This window comes from Candidatus Symbiopectobacterium sp. NZEC127 (assembly GCF_025962675.1).
In the GTDB taxonomy this organism is placed as follows: Bacteria; Pseudomonadota; Gammaproteobacteria; order Enterobacterales; family Enterobacteriaceae; genus Symbiopectobacterium.
In genome coordinates, this window is the sequence record NZ_JAGFPG010000001.1 from 561,629 (window position 1) to 579,801 (window position 18,173).

At 52.3% G+C, this 18,173-nt stretch carries 15 protein-coding genes; 8 read left to right on the top strand and 7 right to left on the bottom strand.

The features are described 5' to 3' along the window. Nucleotides 1–42 precede the first annotated feature (42 nt). Nucleotides 43–2,670 carry a PqiB family protein gene (locus J5069_RS02595; protein ID WP_264642381.1) on the bottom strand — a complete coding sequence of 876 codons (2,628 nt, stop codon included), beginning with the start codon at nucleotides 2,668–2,670 and terminating at the stop codon, nucleotides 43–45. Then, complete coding sequence (gene yebS, locus J5069_RS02600) at nucleotides 2,618–3,931, bottom strand: membrane integrity lipid transport subunit YebS (RefSeq protein ID WP_264643705.1); 1,314 nt, start codon at nucleotides 3,929–3,931, stop codon at nucleotides 2,618–2,620. The genes J5069_RS02595 and yebS overlap by 53 nt, the downstream gene beginning before the upstream one ends. Before the next feature lie 368 nt (nucleotides 3,932–4,299). Here yebS and J5069_RS02605 point away from each other — a divergent pair, with 368 nt between their 5' ends. The 7 genes from J5069_RS02605 to J5069_RS02635 all read left to right on the top strand — a co-directional run bounded on the left by J5069_RS02605 (nucleotide 4,300) and on the right by J5069_RS02635 (nucleotide 11,115). Next, entirely contained in the window at nucleotides 4,300–4,806 is a 507-nt protein-coding gene (locus J5069_RS02605) for a GAF domain-containing protein (RefSeq protein ID WP_264642382.1), read from the top strand. A gap of 84 nt (nucleotides 4,807–4,890) precedes the next feature. Continuing rightward, nucleotides 4,891–5,592: an RNA chaperone ProQ gene (gene proQ, locus J5069_RS02610; RefSeq protein WP_264642383.1), complete on the top strand. Its 702-nt coding sequence runs from the start codon at nucleotides 4,891–4,893 to the stop codon at nucleotides 5,590–5,592. A 20-nt stretch (nucleotides 5,593–5,612) separates the two neighbouring features. Continuing rightward, complete coding sequence (gene prc / locus J5069_RS02615) at nucleotides 5,613–7,664, top strand: carboxy terminal-processing peptidase (protein WP_264642384.1); 2,052 nt, start codon at nucleotides 5,613–5,615, stop codon at nucleotides 7,662–7,664. Nucleotides 7,665–7,925: 261 nt separating this feature from the next. Then, nucleotides 7,926–8,174 carry a FeoA family protein gene (locus J5069_RS02620; RefSeq protein ID WP_264642385.1) on the top strand — a complete coding sequence of 83 codons (249 nt, stop codon included), beginning with the start codon at nucleotides 7,926–7,928 and terminating at the stop codon, nucleotides 8,172–8,174. A gap of 60 nt (nucleotides 8,175–8,234) precedes the next feature. Beyond that, nucleotides 8,235–8,462 carry a FeoA family protein gene (locus J5069_RS02625; protein ID WP_264642386.1) on the top strand — a complete coding sequence of 76 codons (228 nt, stop codon included), beginning with the start codon at nucleotides 8,235–8,237 and terminating at the stop codon, nucleotides 8,460–8,462. A gap of 79 nt (nucleotides 8,463–8,541) precedes the next feature. Next, nucleotides 8,542–10,863, top strand: coding sequence for a Fe(2+) transporter permease subunit FeoB (gene feoB, locus J5069_RS02630; RefSeq protein WP_264642387.1), 2,322 nt, complete (start codon nucleotides 8,542–8,544; stop codon nucleotides 10,861–10,863). A 30-nt stretch (nucleotides 10,864–10,893) separates the two neighbouring features. After that, nucleotides 10,894–11,115, top strand: coding sequence for a FeoC-like transcriptional regulator (locus J5069_RS02635; RefSeq protein WP_264642388.1), 222 nt, complete (start codon nucleotides 10,894–10,896; stop codon nucleotides 11,113–11,115). Between the two features lie 45 nt (nucleotides 11,116–11,160). On the opposite strand, the gene potD is transcribed toward J5069_RS02635, so the two are convergent. The 4 genes from potD to potA are packed head-to-tail and all read right to left on the bottom strand — an operon-like array spanning nucleotide 11,161 to nucleotide 14,978. Next, the gene (gene potD, locus J5069_RS02640) at nucleotides 11,161–12,204 is read right to left on the bottom strand and encodes a spermidine/putrescine ABC transporter substrate-binding protein PotD (protein WP_264642389.1); all 1,044 of its coding nucleotides are present in this window, start codon (nucleotides 12,202–12,204) and stop codon (nucleotides 11,161–11,163) included. An 11-nt stretch (nucleotides 12,205–12,215) separates the two neighbouring features. Next, entirely contained in the window at nucleotides 12,216–13,016 is an 801-nt protein-coding gene (gene potC, locus J5069_RS02645) for a spermidine/putrescine ABC transporter permease PotC (protein WP_264642390.1), read from the bottom strand. After that, on the bottom strand, nucleotides 13,013–13,873 hold the full coding sequence (potB, locus tag J5069_RS02650; RefSeq protein ID WP_264642391.1) for a spermidine/putrescine ABC transporter permease PotB: 861 nt from the start codon (nucleotides 13,871–13,873) through the stop codon (nucleotides 13,013–13,015). Before potB ends, potC begins: the two co-directional genes overlap by 4 nt. After that, on the bottom strand, nucleotides 13,857–14,978 hold the full coding sequence (gene potA / locus J5069_RS02655) for a spermidine/putrescine ABC transporter ATP-binding protein PotA (RefSeq protein WP_264643706.1): 1,122 nt from the start codon (nucleotides 14,976–14,978) through the stop codon (nucleotides 13,857–13,859). Before potA ends, potB begins: the two co-directional genes overlap by 17 nt. Nucleotides 14,979–15,412: 434 nt before the next feature. Between potA and pepT the strand changes: the two genes are divergently transcribed. Further along, the gene (pepT, locus tag J5069_RS02660; protein WP_264642392.1) at nucleotides 15,413–16,648 is read left to right on the top strand and encodes a peptidase T; all 1,236 of its coding nucleotides are present in this window, start codon (nucleotides 15,413–15,415) and stop codon (nucleotides 16,646–16,648) included. Between the two features lie 99 nt (nucleotides 16,649–16,747). Here the strand turns inward: pepT and J5069_RS02665 are convergent, their stop codons facing one another. After that, nucleotides 16,748–18,115 carry a hypothetical protein gene (locus J5069_RS02665; RefSeq protein ID WP_264642393.1) on the bottom strand — a complete coding sequence of 456 codons (1,368 nt, stop codon included), beginning with the start codon at nucleotides 18,113–18,115 and terminating at the stop codon, nucleotides 16,748–16,750. Between the last annotated feature and the right edge of the window lie 58 nt (nucleotides 18,116–18,173).

Genomic DNA, 18,173 nt, shown 5'->3' on the forward strand with positions numbered 1-18,173 from the left:
TGGCTGCCGTCGCTTATCCGGCGACGGCAGGATTAATGCAGGCTATTCAGGAATGGCGGTGCCCCATTCGCGCCACTCTTTAGGTTCTTGCCCTAATAGCAGGAAATGCTTACCGGGCGTAGCAATCGGCGCTAAAGGGATAGCGGGCGGGGTGGCAAAGGCGATGCCGCCGCGAATAAATTGTTGGAAGGTGCCGGTTTTCAGCAAACCGCCGCCCAAGCCGAATTCCAGATTGTAGCCGGATGCCAGCCAGAATACCGAGTTGCTGCGCACCAGATGCTGGTGTCGCTTACTGATGCGCAGTGCCACCATCACCCTGTCGGACAGCGGCCCCAGCGACAGGCCAGTGACGGTTCCCACTTCAACGCCGCGAAACAGCACCGGCGTTCCCACCTGTAACGCACCGGCTTCCGGCGCATCCACCACGATATTCAGTCCATCCTGATAACGGGAATCGGAAATGGTAGCCTGTTGCAGCTCGAATTGACGCTGTTGCGCACCGTTGCCCGGCTCGACGTTAATGTAGGGCTGGAGCAAGGTTTCCAGATGATCGACACCGGCCGCCGAGATCTGTGGTGTCACCACCGAGAAGCGCGTACCCGCGCGGGCAAACGCGTTAACGTATTCAGGGTAGAGCACCGCTTGCGCCAATACATCGTTGCGCTGCTCTGCCAATTTAAGGGAATCCAATCGCCCGATCTCAATACCAAGGTAACGAATCGGCATGCCCGCAGAGAGCGAACTGGCGTCATAGGTCCGCAGTTCAATACGGCTACCAATGGCGCGTGCAGCGGTTTCGGTGTTATACAGCAGTCGCTTTCCACCTTTGGTTTCAGGGGCACCTTCAAGGTTATCGAAGCTGATGGCACCTTTGATCGCCCGGTTAAGCGGCGCTGCCTGAACCGTTAGCCCTGAGGTGCTCAATTGCACGCGCGCACCGCCTTCGGCCCAGAACACGCTGCGTTCGGTCAGCAGTTTGCGATATTCCGGATGCAGGTAAACCTGGACTTCGAACGTTTCTGCACCGGGGCGAATACGCATGATTTCGCCGACCTGAAACTTGCGATACAACACGATCGAGCCTTCCTGGATGTCCGGCAGGCTCTCGGTGACCAGCGTTAAGGTCGGGCTGGGCGTGTTGCCTTTGATGCCCTCCTGCGCATTATCCCGATCGCTGAACAGGGTATAGCGAGCCAGCGGCTCCCCGTGCGTGCCGGGTAACACCATCACGCCGCCGCTGAGCCACTCCTGCGGGCTGGCCCCGATCATTTGCACACCCTCCAGCCCCAGCTTGACGTTCAGCCGGCTGTTGATGATAAAGGTGCTGTCTTTGTGCAGCAGTGCGCGATATTCGGGTTCAATGGTGGCATCGAAGGTGACGCCCTTTTCGGTCAGCGTGCGCTGAATGATCTGTCCGATTTGTACGCCGTGCAGCAGCACGGGTTGGCCGACATCAATGCCATAGCTCTGTGCGGCAGATAACTGAACGGTGAGCGTATCGGGACGTAATTCCTGCGTGCCATCAATCAGCGGGAATGTCTGACGAGGCTCCCCGTCGCCGGGAATTAACGTCAGCGTTGGGCCGGTGAGCAGGCGAGAGAGGTTAAGATCGTTCAAGGTCAGACGTGGTTTGGTCAGCTCAATGCGCGTGCCTTCCCGCATCAGCGATACGACAGAGGGATCGATAATCAGCTGTCCGGTGACATTACCGTTGCTGGGATCCAGCACCAGTTTTTGCACACTGCCCACTTCCAGCCCCTGATACAGCAGCGGCGTCTGCCCGGCTTTCAGCGTATTGGCGGAAGGAAGCGTCAAGGTAATCGCCACCCCGCGCTGGCTTTGGGCCAGATTAGGGTAGAGTCGATAAGCTTGTTCCGCGCTGGCGTTATCGCTCTCATCCGGTGAATCAAAGGCGATGGCGCCATTGACCAGCGCCGCCAGACTTTGCATTTCCACTTTGGCACCGCCCGGGCTGATATCCGCCTTGATGCCGGACACATTCCAAAAGCGGCTCTCTTTCTTGATTAAATGGGTAAAGCGGCGCTCAATCAGGACATCGACCGTCACGCCCTTATTATCGGGGGTTACAGTGTAGTCGTACACTTTCCCGACCGGGATCTTGCGGTAATACACCAGCGAGCCCGCGTTGAGCGACCCTAAGTCATCAGCATGAAGATGGACCAGCAACTCCCCGCTGTTAACCCGGTATTTCGGCTGGGTATCCAGCGCAGAAAAGTGCGCCTGCGGCTCGCCGGGACCGGGCATCATACCGATATAGTTACCGCCAACCAGAGCGTCAAGGCCGGAAACGCCAGCTAATGAGGCTTTGGGGGTTACCAGCCAGAACTGTGTCCCGCTGCGTAACGCCTCTTTCATGTCGCTTTTAATGCTGGCTTCCACCTGGATGGTGCGCAGGTCTTCGCTCAGCGAGATGTTTTGTACCGTCCCGATTTCAACCCCTTGATAACGAACGGGGGTTCTGCCAGCCACGATGCCGTCAGCAGAGATAAAATCAATGGTGACAGTGGTGCCGCGCTCTTGCTGGTTGGTGTAGAGCAACCAACCGGCAATCAGCAGCGCAATAAAGGGCAGCAGCCAGAACGGCGATATACGACGCTTATGCTTGATCGCGGTTCGCGTTGGCTCGGGTGTTGCTGAATCGTGTTCCATGGGTATCCCACATTAATCGGCTATCCAGCCATTCCGCAGCGAGAATGGTCAAAATAACGGCCGCACCAAAATAAAAGGCCGCTGGGCCTAAGGTAAAAGCCAACAGTTGGTCGCGGTTGACCAGCGACATCATTAAGGCGATGACGAACAGATCCAGCATTGACCAGCGGCCAATCCAGATCATGGCACGTAACAGGCGCATGCGCGTCATGATAGCGCGTTGTGTGCGCAGATGTATGCTCAACAGCAAGAGGCTAAGCACAATAACCTTGGTGAACGGCACCAGTATACTGGCGACAAAAACCACCGTTGCGACGGGAACATTGCCGTTTGCCAGTGAGATAATGCCCGACAGGATAGTGTCCTCTTTGCGCGCGCCATTGACGTAGAGAATCGAGATGGGCAGCAGGTTGGCGGGCACCAGAAGTACGATGGCGCTGATCAATGCCGCCCAGGCTTTTTGCAGGCTGTGGCGTCGGCGGGCTCGCAACGGGGTATGACAACGCGGGCAGCGACCCCGTGCGTCCGGCGCGCTGGTAAAATGGCAGGCCAGACACAGGCGATAACGTTCCGGGTTGATCACCGGATGCAGCCGTGGATAGAAACGCAGCCAGAGCTGATCCGGGTTAAGGTGAATCAGCGTTAATAAACTCAGCAGGGTCAGGGTTAAATAGGCCACCATACCGTGGCCTAACTGAATGTCGGAAAACTCGCGGATCTTGATGGCAGCAACGGCCAGCCCGACCAGATAAATGTCCAGCATCATCCAGGCTTTCAATTTTTCCAGTAACAGCAGAATAGGCCGCAGATTCATGCCAATGCGTGGGGCAAAAAACAGATAAAGCAGTGAAACCATTAGCGTAACGGGCACGCCGACAGTACAGAACGCCACCATACTGGCGGTAACCGGGTGTCCTTGCTTGGTCATCTGCCAGATGCCTTCAAACAGGCTGGCATTGATCGCCACCCCCAGCAGTCGGATATCGAGCAGGGGAGCCGTATAGGCAAAAGGCATGAGTAGCAGCATCGCCGTGGCCATCGCGGCCAGTCGTGTCATCGACCAATCACGCCCGGAGCCGACGCGGGTCGCACATTGCGGACAAGTGGCATATTCCCCTTTGTTCATTGCCGGAAGCAGGAACAGCATGTCGCAGCCATGGCAGCGGTGATAGCGTCCATAGGCAACGACAGCGCGTGCCTGGGTGACGGGCGGGCGCGGAGCGCTGTGCGTGGCAGAACCTACTATGCTGTATATTCTCATTACGCCGGATTGCACTGTGAAGGTCGTCAGCATCATAGCCTACTTCCGAGCGCGCACGGTAATTGAATCTGTGTGCCTGATTTCAGGAAAATGGGATGTCAGGTCGGAGGGAATGAAATGTGCGCAATACGCTGACGAGGCGAAGGTTGTTGTGGCATGCTGTGCTGTGTGTCTCAATTCATCCTGTCACGTTTATGTGAATAAAAACGCAAAAGCGTATATCCTTCTTCTCTTGGGGGAGACGTTGCCAATGTTGTCAGGCAGGGTGATTGAAATCATGGGATGATGCCTCCTTGCTATCGATGCGCTTCGCGTCAATAGGCTAGGGGCGACGGACTCGGATATTTGGAACAACTGAATTATTATTTATGAACAAACCATCATTTTATAGGGATCTTGTCAGCGATCTTACCGCTCTGATTACGGGTGAACGCCGCTTTATCACTATTTTGGCCAATAGCAGTGCGCTTCTGTTTGAGCGCCTGGAAGGCGTTAATTGGGCGGGTTTTTATCTTCTGGATGATGACACGCTGTTTCTCGGTCCCTTCCAAGGGCGAGTGGCCTGCGTGCGCATTCCTGCGGGCAAAGGCGTTTGTGGGCGCGCGATAGCGGAGAACCAAATTCAACGTGTCGATGATGTGCATGCATTTCCTGGTCACATCGCCTGCGATGCCGCCAGTAATGCCGAGATCGTGTTGCCGCTTTCGGTGAACGGGCAACTGATTGGCGTGCTGGATATTGATAGCACGTCCTATGCGCGTTTTGACGCGGAAGACGAAGAAGGTCTTAACGCGCTGGTCGCCGTGCTCTGCGCACAATTGCAACAGAGCGATGTGCTGATTTTTATCAATTCTCTCACGCAGAGAGAAGGATAACGTAGCAATTGCTGATGGCGTCATTATAATGTCGCCTGTTCATGCCTGCGCTGGTTGGCAAACCCGTTGTAATCAGGAAATTTCATGGAAAATCAACCTAAGTTGAACAGTAGTAAAGATGTCATTGCCTTTTTGGCAGAACGGTTTCCGCTTTGTTTCACCACTGAAGGTGACACGCGGCCTTTGAAAATCGGTATTTTTCAGGATCTTGTCACTCGTGTGTCAGAGACTGACAGTGTGAGTAAAACGCAATTGCGCTCTGCGTTGCGCCTCTATACCTCCAGTTGGCGTTACCTGTACGGCATCAAGCTGGGTGCGCAACGTGTGGATTTGGATGGCAATCCGTGCGGTGAACTGGAACAGCAGCATGTCGATCACGCTCGCAAGCAGTTGGAAGAAGCGAAAGCGCGCGTTCAGGCGCAGCGAGCTGAACAGCAGGCGAAACGTCGCGCAGCGGGTGAAACCACCGATCAACCTGCGCGTCAGCGTAAACCGGCCCCGCGCCGTGAGCGCCCCGCAGCCGACAGCGCTCCGCGTCAACCTCGAACCTCTGCGCCGCGTGCTTCTGCACCTCGTCCGCCTAAAGCGGCTACCGAGCGTGCGCCGCAACCGCAGCGTGTTAACGTGACGGATATTACTGCCCTGAAAATTGGTCAAGAGATCAAAGTCAGAGCGGGTAAAGACGCCATGGATGCTACGGTGCTTGAGATTGCCAAAGGTGAAGTTCGGGTTCAACTGGCTTCCGGTCTGGCGATGATTGTGCGCGCAGAACACTTGCAGTTCTGATACGGAGGGCCAACCAGGGCATGAACACATTAATCCGAATGACGGTGCTTGTCGCCGCATTGCTCGCAGGCGCGAGCGTGGCCAAAGAAGCACCCGTTTCGCGCAGTGAAGCGATTGCGCGCAGTGAGATGATCACGCGTGCAGATCAGATCCCACAACTGCACCAGGAACTTCAGCATGCCACCGAGAGCGATCGCATCACACTGCGTTTCTTACGCTCTCACTACCGGCAGATAGCGCTCGATGAGCAATTTTCCGAGAAAATTTTCAACCGCTATCTCAATATGCTGGACTACAGCCATAACGTGCTGTTGGCCTCCGATATCGCCGAATTTGCCAATCAAAAAGGGCAGTTGGGCGAAGATCTGAAAGGCGGCAAACTGGACGTGCCCTATGCGCTCTACAATCTGGCGCAAAAACGCCGTTTCGAGCGCTTGCAATATGCCCTGTCCGTATTAGAAAAACCCATTGATCTCACCGGAACAGACACCATCGAGCTGGATCGCAGCAAATCGCCGTGGCCGCAAAATGTTGGTGAGCTGAACCGCCTGTGGGATGCCAAAGTAAAATTTGACTGGCTGACGTTAAAACTCACCGGTAAAGACGACAAAGAGATCAAGGAGACGCTCACCAAGCGTTATCAGTTTGCCATTCGTCGTTTGGCGCAGAGCAACAGTGAAGACGTTTTCCAACTGGTGATGAATGCGTTTGCGCGAGAAATGGATCCCCACACCAGCTATTTATCGCCGCGCAATACGGAGCAGTTCAACACCGACATGAGCCTTTCTCTGGAAGGCATTGGCGCGGTGTTGCAGATGGATGACGATTACACGGTCATCAACTCCATGGTGGCGGGCGGCCCGGCGGCAAAAAGTAAAAGCATCACCGTTGGCGATCGCATTGTCGGCGTTGGGCAAAACGGCAAACCGATGGTGGAAGTGATCGGCTGGCGGCTTGATGACGTGGTGGCGTTGATTAAAGGCCCCAAAGGCAGCAAGGTGCGGCTTGAAATCTTGCCCGGTGGCAAAGGCACTAAAACCAAAACCGTTACCTTGACCCGTGAGCGTATCCGTTTGGAAGATCGCGCGGTGAAAATGTCGGTCAAAACCGTGGGCAAAGAGACCATCGGTGTGCTGGACATTCCCAGTTTTTACGTTGGCTTGACGGATGACGTCAAAGTGCAACTGCAAAAGCTGGAAAAACAGAATGTGAGCAGCATTGTCATCGACCTGCGTGGCAACGGCGGCGGTGCGCTGACCGAAGCGGTAGGGCTTTCCGGTCTGTTCATTCCCAGCGGCCCGGTGGTGCAAATTCGTGACAACAATGGCAAGGTGCGCGAAGACAGTGACACCGATGGCGTGGTCTACTACAAAGGCCCACTGGTGGTGCTGGTTGACCGTTTCAGTGCGTCGGCCTCAGAGATTTTCGCCGCTGCCATGCAAGATTATGGCCGTGCGTTGATTGTGGGTGAGCCGACCTTCGGTAAAGGCACGGTGCAACAGTATCGCTCTTTGAACCGTATCTACGATCAGATGCTGCATCCGGCGTGGCCGGGATTAGGCTCCGTCTCCTACACCATTCAGAAGTTCTACCGTATTGATGGCGGCAGCACGCAGTTGCGCGGTGTTACGCCGGATATCTTGATGCCAACTGGCACTGAAGCGGTTGAAACCGGTGAGAAATTTGAAGACAACGCCCTGGTCTGGGACAGCATCAATGCGGCACGCTACGGCAAACTGGGGGATCTGAAACCCTACATTGGCGCACTGAGTGAGCAGCACCAGTCACGTGTTGCCAAAGATCCTGAGTTCCAATATATCATTCAGGATGTTGCCCGTTACAACGCCAACAAAGAGAAACGTAATATCGTTTCCCTTAATTACGCGCAGCGTGAAAAAGAGAACAACGACGATGAAGCATTACGCCTGAATCGTCTTAACGAACGCTTCAAACGCGAAGGTAAAAAGCCGCTGAAATCCCTGGATGATTTACCCAAGGATTATCAGGCTCCGGATGCCTATCTGGAAGAAACGGTGCATATCGCCAGCGATCTGTCGCACAGCGTAAAGTAATCTCATCTCACGCAGTAAAGCCCCCTGTCAGCCTCGCGGTTGACAGGGGGCTTTTTTTTGGCGTTTCCTGAGACTTTTATCCGCCACGGCAGAGGGAATGAGCGATATTTAATTTTTGTTTGATATGTATCAAGTAGACTTATACCCGTGCATTTATTATTGATAATCGTTATTACTTTTGTTTGTTTTCTGAGCATTTACAGCAATTATACCGCGTGAATTCACTCACGGGTTCAGCGGTTTCTCTTTAAGAGCCCAACTATGACGCCAGGTCTATACACTCTTCTTGATATTCCCCTCAATGTCAGCGCCGTGGTTGCGCGAATTCGTCTCAGCGGTGAGTACCACCAACGTTTAATGGAGTTAGGTATTCGCGTCGGAGGCGAAATTCGGGTTATTCAGCGCGAAGTAAACCAGCCGTTGATGCTGGCTGCGGGCGACGGTCGTATCGCGATTAATTGGGATATGGGCAAGCAGGTTTGGGTGGCACCGCAGGTTACACAAGGTTGATGCCCTCGGGTAGCAACAGAGCGGCGTAACGAGGCGGCAATTCAGCGAGGAGGAGTATTCATGGCAGAGGCCGTATTTCCGGTAGGCAGTTCCTGGCGTGTGCAAGGTTATCAAAAAGGATCGGCGGATTACCGCAAGCGCTTGCTGGCATTAGGGGTTACGCCGGGCGTGACCTTCACCGTCACCCGGGTAGCACCGTTGGGTGACCCTATCGAATTGCGTTTGCGCGGTGCTGCTATCAGCGTGCGCAAGAGTGAAGCACAGATATTGATCCTGGAACCCTGTTGATTTTCAGGATCTGGATTTGCCAGGCAGGCTTGCAAGGCATGCCTGCCTGATAAAAAGCCCGTTCGAGTAAGGAACTGTTATGGTCGCACATCCCGTCATTGGTGTTGTTGGCAACCCCAATTGTGGCAAAACCACCCTGTTCAACCTGTTGACAGGGGGGAAACAAACGGTGGGGAATTGGCCCGGTGTCACCGTCGAGAAAAAGGTCGGTCAGTTCCTCTACAAAGGTCAACGCTTCACGCTGGTCGATCTTCCCGGCGTTTACTCGCTCAATCCAGCCTCGGAAAGCGCTGAAGATGAGCGCGTCGCGCGTGATTATATCCTCTCCGGCGAAGCGCACTTGGTGCTGAACATTCTTGATGCGGCCAACCTTGAGCGCAACCTGTATCTGACGGCACAGTTGCTGGACATGAACGTGCCCATGATCGTTGCGGTCAACATGATGGACATCGCCTCTTCGCGCAAGCTGGAGATCGATATCGCCGCTCTGCAAAATCGGCTCGGTTGCCCGGTTATACCTATTACTGCCAGCCAAAACAAAGGTATGGATGTGCTGCGGCAGGTCTGCCTGTCCGCGCTGGCGGACATTCGCTCGCCCAACGTTGAGGTGCCTTACGATGCGCCGCTGAAAAACGCTGCGGTGCAAATGGCGTTGCGTTTGACGGATATTCCAAGCGTGACGCATCCGTATTGGTTGGCGCTGCAATTGCTGGAAGGGGATACCACGGTGCGTTCGCGTTTGCCGGCACCGCTGCTGGCAGAGATGGATGCTCAGGTCGCTATACTGACAGAAACCTATGACGATGAACTGGATATCTTCCTTGCCGATGGGCGTTATCAGTTTGTCTCCTCCATCGCCAATCAGGCGGTGATTCGCCGCAGCAATGTCTCCGCGACGCTCACCGATAAAATTGACCGTGTGGTGCTGCATCGCTTTTTCGGTATTCCGATCTTCCTGCTGGTGATGTACCTGATGTTTATCTTCACCATCAAGGTGGGGAGTGCCTTTATCGACTTTTTCGATCAGTTTGTCGGCGCACTGCTGGTGGATGGACTAGGAACGCTGCTGCGCACTATCAACACGCCAGAGTGGCTGGCGACGCTGGTGGCCGATGGCATCGGCGGGGGTATCCAAACGGTCTCTACGTTTATTCCGGTGATTGGCTGCCTCTATCTGTTCCTTTCCTATCTGGAAGACTCCGGGTACATGGCGCGTGCGGCGTTTGTTATGGACCGCTTCATGCGCAGCATTGGGTTACCGGGTAAAGCCTTCGTGCCCTTGATTGTCGGCTTTGGCTGCAATGTGCCCGCCGTCATGGCCACGCGCACCATGGAAAAGCACAGCGATCGCATTGTCACGGTAATGATGGCGCCCTTTATGTCATGTGGCGCGCGCTTGCCCGTCTATGTGCTGTTTGCCACGGCATTGTTCACCAGCGGTGGGCAAAATCTGGTATTCGGACTCTATCTGGTGGGTATTTTTGCCGCTATCGCCACCGGCTTTATGCTGAAAAATACCGCGTTACAGGGCGATGCCTCTGCGTTCGTCATGGAGATCCCTCCGTACCATTTACCGGGGCTGCGCAGCGTGATGATTCGTACCTGGGATCGACTCAAGGGGTTTATTCTGCGTGCAGGCAAGCTGATTGTCGTAGTCGTAACTGTGCTCAGCTTTTTCAACTCCATGGGCACCGATGGTTCGTTTGGCAATCAGGACAGTGACAAATCGGTGCTTTCTTCAATCGGGCAGAAAATTGTGCCGGTGTTCGCCCCGATGGGGATAAAAGCGGAAAACTGGCCTGCCGCTGTCGGTGTTTTCACCGGCATCTTTGCCAAAGAAGCGGTGGTGGGCACGCTGGATTCACTGTATGGCGCGATGGATGACAGCCAGTCCGGCGAGCCGGAAGAAGACGCAGCGTTTAATCTGGTAGACAGCGTGGTTGCCGCGCTGGCTACCATTCCGGAGAATTTTGCCAAACTCGGTGCCGAGCTTCTCGATCCGCTGGGCATCAACGTTGGCGATTTGAGCGATACCGCCACCGTGGCAGAACAGAACGAATTTTCCGTCTCATCGCTGGATATCATTGTGCACCTATTCGATGGGCGCTTAGGCGCAGTGGCTTACTTACTGATGGTTTTGCTGTATGTGCCTTGCGTCGCGGCATTGTCGGCCATCTGGCGCGAAGTGGGCACGGCATGGGCCCTGTTCTGTTTCGTGTGGACGATCGAGTTGGGCTATGGCGCAGCGGTACTGGTGTATCAGGTGGGTCGGTTTGCTAACCATCCCCTTTATTCTGCCTCTGCTATCGCGGCGGTGCTGGCCGTGTGGGCGCTTACCGTGTTTTTCCTGCGCCGCAACGGCAATTTGAGGCAGCAATCTGCGGTGGTGCGAGCAGCGTAAACCCATGGCCGTGCGGGTCAGGAGGATGAAATGACACTGATTGAACTGCGCAATTTCGTTAAGCAAAGGCAACGCGTTTCGTTGCAAGAGATCAGCCAACGCTTCCACGTTGAAACGGGTGTGGTTGAAGGCATGATTGCTATCTGGGTCCAGAAGGGAAAGATCAGCAGCCACGAGAACGCCAGTGGTGGCTGTAGCGGATGCTGCTCCTGCGAGAAAGGGCTGCGGCTTTACTACGAATGGGTAGGGTAACCCTTGATAAAAGGCTAGCCGCGCGATGCGGCTAGCCTTTGCGCATTAACGGCCGGCTTTCAGCTGTTGAAAATAGTTTTCATACAGCGTGCTGGCGCTGCCCACGTCGTTTTGCCATTCCCCTTTCTGAATCGTCTCTTCATCAGGGTAGAGCGTCTTGTCACTTGCCACTTCGGCGGGCAGTAATTTCTTCGCGGCCAGATTGGGTGTCGGGTAGCCGATGGTTTCGGCAACCTTTGCCGCCACTTCCGGGCGTAACAAGAAGTCGATGAGCTTCATAGCGCCCTCATTATTCTTGGCATTGGCCGGGATCGCCAAACTGTCCATCCAGAAGATTCCACCCTCTTTCGGCCAGATAACGTCGAGCGGTGTACCCGCCTGACGGGCTACGTAAGCAGAGCCGTTCCAGACCATACCCAGATTGACTTCGCCTTCGATAAACGGGTTACCGGGGTTATCTGAGTTAAAGGTCAGCACGTTCGGCATCAGTTTCTTTAATTCGCTGTAGGCGGCTTCGATCTCTTTCGGATCGGTGGTATTGGCTGAGTAACCCAATTTACGCAGCGCAATCTGGAACACTTCACGGGCATCGTCGGTCAGTAACAGGCTGCCTTTATATTTCGCATCCCAAAAATCACTCCAGCCGGTTACCGTTGCCGGATCGATGGCATCACGGTTGATGCCAATGGCGGTAGCGCCCCAAATGTAAGGAATGGAATATTCGTTGTTCGGATCGAAAGATTTATGCAGCAGGTTAGGGTCGAGATTGTGGAAATTGCTCAGTTTGCTGGTATCAATCTTTTGCAGCATCCCTTCTTTGCTCATCTTGGACACGAAATAGGTCGAAGGCACTACCAGGTCATAAGCGCCATCCTGATAAGTCTTCAGCTTGGCATACATGCTTTCGTTGGATTCGTAGGTGGAGTAAATCACCTTGATGCCGGTTTCTTTGGTGAACTGTTCCAGCAAACCGGGCGGCACGTATTCTGTCCAGTTGTAGAAATAGAGCGTCTTGTTATCCTTCGCATTGGCGGCATTTAGGCTGAGTGCCATGGCGCACGCGGCCAGCAGGTAGGGCAATTTTTTCACAATAAACCTCCTTAACGTCCCAAAGGTTGGAATGATGATTTTTTGGTGCGATCGCGCAGTATTAACTGACTGCTAAGCACCAACAGTAACGATAACAACAACAAAATGGTGGCCAGCGCGTTGACCTCGGGCGAGACGCCAACCTTGACCATGGAATAGATTTTTAGCGGTAAAATTTCATAAGAGGGACCGGTGACGAAGGATGACACCACCACATCGTCCATCGACAGCGTGAAGCTCAGCAGCCAACCGGCGGCAACGGCAGGCATTGCCAGGGGCAGAATGATCTTACGTAATATGATGATTTCACTGGCACCTAAATCTCGAGCCGCTTCCAGCATCCGAATATCAAACCCTTTCAAGCGCGAATACACCGTGACAACCACAAACGGCAAGCAGAACGTAATGTGCGAAAACAGCAACGACCAGAACCCGAGTGAGATCCCCAGCAGCATAAACAGCACCAGCAGCGAGATGGCCATCACGATATCTGGCGACATCATCACCACAAACAGCATGCCGCTGACAAAGGGCTTACCGCGAAAGTGATAACGATAAAGCGCCACGGCGGTGAGGGAGCCGATCGCCGTGGCAAACGTGGCGGAAAATACCGCCATCGTCAATGAATGGCTGGCAGCCTGGAGCAGGCTGTCGTTGTTTAACAGCAGGCGATACCACTCAAGGGTAAATCCCTGCCAGTTGATGCCGAAGCGCGCCTGATTAAACGAATTCACAATCAGAATAAGGATCGGAATATACAGATAGGCGTAGATCAGGCTCATAAAGCCACCGCGCAACAAACGTCCCATCATTCCAGATCCACCTTTTTATTCAATAAGCGGGCTGCCCGGTAGTACACAAACAGCATCAGGCCCATCACCAGCGTCAGACAAATGCTGGTGGCTGCGCCAAAAGGCCAATCGCGAATATTCAGGAACTGGCTTTTTATCACGTTGCCAATCAGCAGGTTTTTCGCACCGCCCATCAGGTCAGCCACGAAGAACAGTCCCATCGCGGGCAGCAGTACCAGCAGGCAGCCTGCAATAATGCCGGGCATGGTCAACGGGATCACGATGCGGATGAACGACTGCCACTTGTTGGCCCCCAGATCCCGCGCCGCTTCCAGATACGCGTTGTCGAGTTTTTCAATACTGGAGTAGAGCGGCAACACCATGAACGGCAGCAGAATATAGACCAGGCCGAGCACCACCGCCTGCGAGGTGTACATAATGCGCAGCGGATCGTCGATAATCCCAGCCCATAACAGAAACTCATTCAGGTAGCCGCGCGTGCTCAGGAAGATTTTCAGTCCATAGATACGAATCAACGAGTTGGTCCAGAACGGGACAATCAGCAGAAACAGCAGCAGTGGGCGTATCTTTTCCGGCAGTCGCGCCAGGATGAAGGCAAACGGATAGCCAATCAGCAGGCAGCATAACGTCGCGATGACCGCCATATTCAACGAATGCAGCAGCACCGAGGCGTACAGGGGATCGCTCAGTCGCGTATAGTTTTCCAGCGTGAATACCAGGGCGATCAAGTCGGCGTCATCGCGCGTCAGAAAACTGGTGCCAATGATCATCAGGTTAGGGATGAACACAAACAGCATCAGCCAGGCAACGATGATGGTGATAACGATGTTTTGAAAACGTTTACGCGGTGGCTTCATCGTGCAGCACGACCTCCCAACTCTCGACCCAGGTGATAGCCACCTTCTGATTGAGTGAGTGATCGACATCGGGGTCATCTTCATTGAAGAATTCACTGACCATCACCATTTTGCCGTTCTCCAGCTCAATGGTGGAGTCCAGCGTCATGCCCTTGTAGTTACGTTCACGCACATAACCGATCATGCCTTCGACCGCGCTGTCATCGTTAATTTCCTCTACGCGCAAATCTTCAGGGCGCAGCAGGACTTTTAACGACTGTCCTGCGCTCACCGGAAAGTTGACGGTGATAGGGCAGGCGCGGCCTTCGACCATCGCCTGTACGCGATTCCCTTGTTCGGGGGCGATCACCGTGGCATCAAAAATGTTGATTTCACCAATAAAGCTGGCAACGAACAGATTACAGGGCTCTTCGTAGATTTCTCGCGGGGTACCGTCTTGTTCGATTCTGCCATCGCGCATCACCACGATGCGGTCTGACATGGTGAGCGCTTCTTCCTGATCGTGGGTGACAAAGATGAAGGTGATACCCAACTTACGTTGCAGCGCTTTTAGCTCGTTTTGCATCTGCTTACGCAATTTGTAATCAAGCGCGGAAAGCGATTCATCGAGCAATAATACTTTGGGCTTGTTCACCACGGCGCGGGCAATAGCAACGCGTTGTTGCTGCCCTCCGGACAGTTGATGCGGGCGACGCATGGCAAACTCGTCCAACTGAACCATTTTCAAGGCGTCCATGACGCGAGGGGCGATCTCGGCAGACGGGGTTTTCTGCATTTTTAGCCCGAAGGCGACGTTGTCAAACACGCTAAGGTGGGGAAATAGCGCATAGCTCTGAAAGACCGTGTTGACGTAGCGCTGTTCGGCGGGCTGATGGGTAATATCCTGCTGCTCAAGTAAAATAGTGCCGTTATCGACATTTTCCAATCCGGCGATCAAACGCAGTACCGTGGTTTTTCCACAGCCGGAAGGGCCAAGAATGGTCAAGAACTCACCGTGATTAATGGTGAGATCGAAATGGGAGATGATGTCTTTGCCATCAAATCCTTTACGTACATCGCGCAGTTCAACAACCGGTACGGATGCGGGAGAAAGGTTTTCATTCATGGTGGTCTGGCTCAGTTTCCATCGTTGGTGCATGCATTTTGTGTAAAGCACTGCATGACCAGGGTTATCACCTTTGCGTGTATAGCGGTCGTTAGGGGGGGCATTCTACGGGAAACCCCAGTGTACGCCAACTTATACGCGCACTCCTGCGATGAAGAAAGCTCGTTAATCATGATATTAGCGATTGTGGGGTAACCCCTAAGCGCTGAGGGATGAGCCTGTAAATATTATGCGTTATTGATGTTAAAAAAATGCGACTGTGGCGCGAACAACATTGCATCGTAAAGCCCTGGTTTCATGAATCAACGGATTTGTCCGTCCGCAAAAGGCGGTTTTAACGCATTCGGTGGCTAAGATGGTAAAAACTGACCTGACGCAATATTTGCCGGGAAAGCCATCCGCATAATACCCCTCAGGGTTCAGGGGGCTGAAATATGGAAAAATTACTCGATCGTTTTTTAAATTATGTCACTTTCGATACGCAGTCTAAGTCGGGCGTCAGGCATGTGCCGAGCACGGATGGTCAGCTCAAGCTGGCACGCGCCTTACAGCAGGAACTGATCACGCTCGGATTCGATCAGGTTACCCTGAGCGAGCATGGCTGCGTTATGGCGACGCTGGCCTCGAATGTGGCGTGGCAAGTGCCTACCATCGGTTTTATCTCTCATATGGATACGTCGCCGGATTACAGCGGGAAAAACGTTAACCCGCAGATCCTGGAAGATTACCGCGGTGGCGACATTGCTCTCGGTATCGGGGATGAAATCCTGTCGCCCGTGATGTTCCCGGTGCTGCATCAACTGCTGGGTAACACCCTCATCACCACGGATGGCAAAACCCTGCTGGGTGCCGACGATAAAGCCGGTATTGCCGAAATCATTACGGCGATGGTGCGGCTGAAACACCATCAAACGCCACACGGCACGGTGCGCATCGCGTTCACCCCTGATGAAGAAATTGGTAAAGGCGCACAATTCTTTGACGTCGCGGCCTTTGGCGCGCAGTGGGCTTATACCGTTGATGGTGGGGGGGTTGGCGAACTGGAGTTCGAAAACTTCAATGCGGCATCCGTTGGCATCAAGATTGTGGGTAATAACGTTCACCCCGGCAGTGCCAAGGGCGTTATGGTCAACGCGTTGGCGCTGGCAGCACGTTTCCATCAGGAAGTGCCTGCACAAGAAGTGCCGGAGCAGACCGACGGTTATCAGGGTTTCTATCATCTGCACAGTATGAAAGGGACGGTAGAACGTGCCGAAATGCACTATATTGTGCGTGATTTCGAAAAGCAAGGTTTTGAACTGCGTAAAAAGACGTTGTTTGATATCGCTGAAAAAGTGGGTCTTGGATTGTCGCCAGACTGCTATATCGAGGTGACCATTACCGACACCTATTACAATATGCGCGAACAGGTTGAACAACATCCGCACGTTATCAGTTTGGCGCAGCAAGCGATGCGCGATTGCGATATTGAACCTTGTCTCAAGCCTATTCGCGGTGGCACGGATGGTGCTCATCTTTCTTTCCAAGGGTTGCCTTGCCCCAATCTGTTTACCGGCGGCTACAACTTTCATGGCAAACATGAGTTCATCACGCTGGAAGGCATGGAAAAAGCCGTGTCGGTGATTATGCGCGTCGCAGAGTTGACGGCATTGCGCGCAAAAGCGTTATAACGCGATTAAATAGGTCAATGATGATTTGATGCTGGGAACGGTTCCCAGCATTATGTTTAACCATGACAACAAGCTTTATCACACCGAGTTTGCTCATTCCTATTGGTTCGTTGTCAATTGTACGGAATCACTCGCATAAGGAAATGAAGTAAGAATGTTTGATACTATATGATCGCCAACGTTATTCCTTTCTTTAATGAGAGACAGATCCGTTGAGGTCTCTGTGATGGAGTCATAAAGCTGGGGTAGGATAGTGAGCCGCAAAGAAGCTGCAAGCAATTGTTTTTTATTGAAGGTTGAAGTTGTGTTATCGTCTGCACTCCGATAAGCATCAGAATAAAACTCCAGGACAATTAAAAAAAGATTTTTCTCCTTGGGGTCCAATGCATTGATTCTTTCATGGAAAATCTCGGTGGCGTTATTCTGGTTTTTCATCATTTTTGAAAGCACTTTTTCATTTATTGGGTTTATTTTTGAAAAATTATGCTTTAGAACATAAAGCAACGCTTCTCTGTTTATATCATTAATGTCGAGAGAACATTTCTCAAGATTAACTAATGCAGTGTCATTTTCAATTTTGTTACCTGACATCCTGAATAAACCATCAGACTCAGGATTTCTTCTTTGATCACTGTCTTTACTATAAGTTTTTTTCAATTTTTCAATTATTTCGCAAATTTTATCTTTCAGATACTTTTCTTTTGACGTGTAAATTATTTTTTTTAATGACTCGTCTCCTCGATTAATCGTACTGTTATCGTGAGATGTTTTTCTCGATAACTGGCGATAAAGAAAGGATGTATTTCGCTTCAAAAGGGTAGGCTGTGCAGGGTGACAGCTTTCACTTAGCGGTATTGAACACGCAGAACTGCTGGGCTGGACATGTTTATGAGCGTCATTTTGTAATGTGTTTTCTAAAGAATCTACATCTAAAAGAATGTAGGCAAGTAATGATTCCGTGGCAGCATCCATTTTGCTTGAATCAGGCTTGCCTTCCGCAGTGAAGCTAATTTCCTCTTCAGTTAAAATGTTGCGATCGATAGCTAATTGTATTCTGCAAAATTGTGAAAAAATTTCAGTGCTGAGAGTGTTGCAAGACGTTTCTCCCTGTTGCGTTGCAACCGTGAGTTTTGTTATTTGTTTTTCTTTAGTATTTTTATCATTGCTTTCGAAAAGAATTTTGTTATTTAAGTACTCAAATTCAATACGATGTGGAATATGATAGGAGTTATTCCTACTGTGTGTTTTTTGAATCTCATGCAATAGATTAAATGTAAAGCCTAGGGCGAATTTTTTGTAATCATCATCCTTGTTTTTTTTTAAGAAGTCGAGGGTGATGATGTTTATGATTTTGACCAAGAAGCAATTTAGGCAAGAAGGCGTTTGCGCTACATTCCCGCTGACATGGTTTTGAATGTATTGGGCTATATGGTTAGTACCAGATGTGACATGCATTGGGTTATTCATAACGCTTCCTTCGGTTATAAATAAAGCTAGGTTGGTTTTTATTATATTCTTGTGAGGA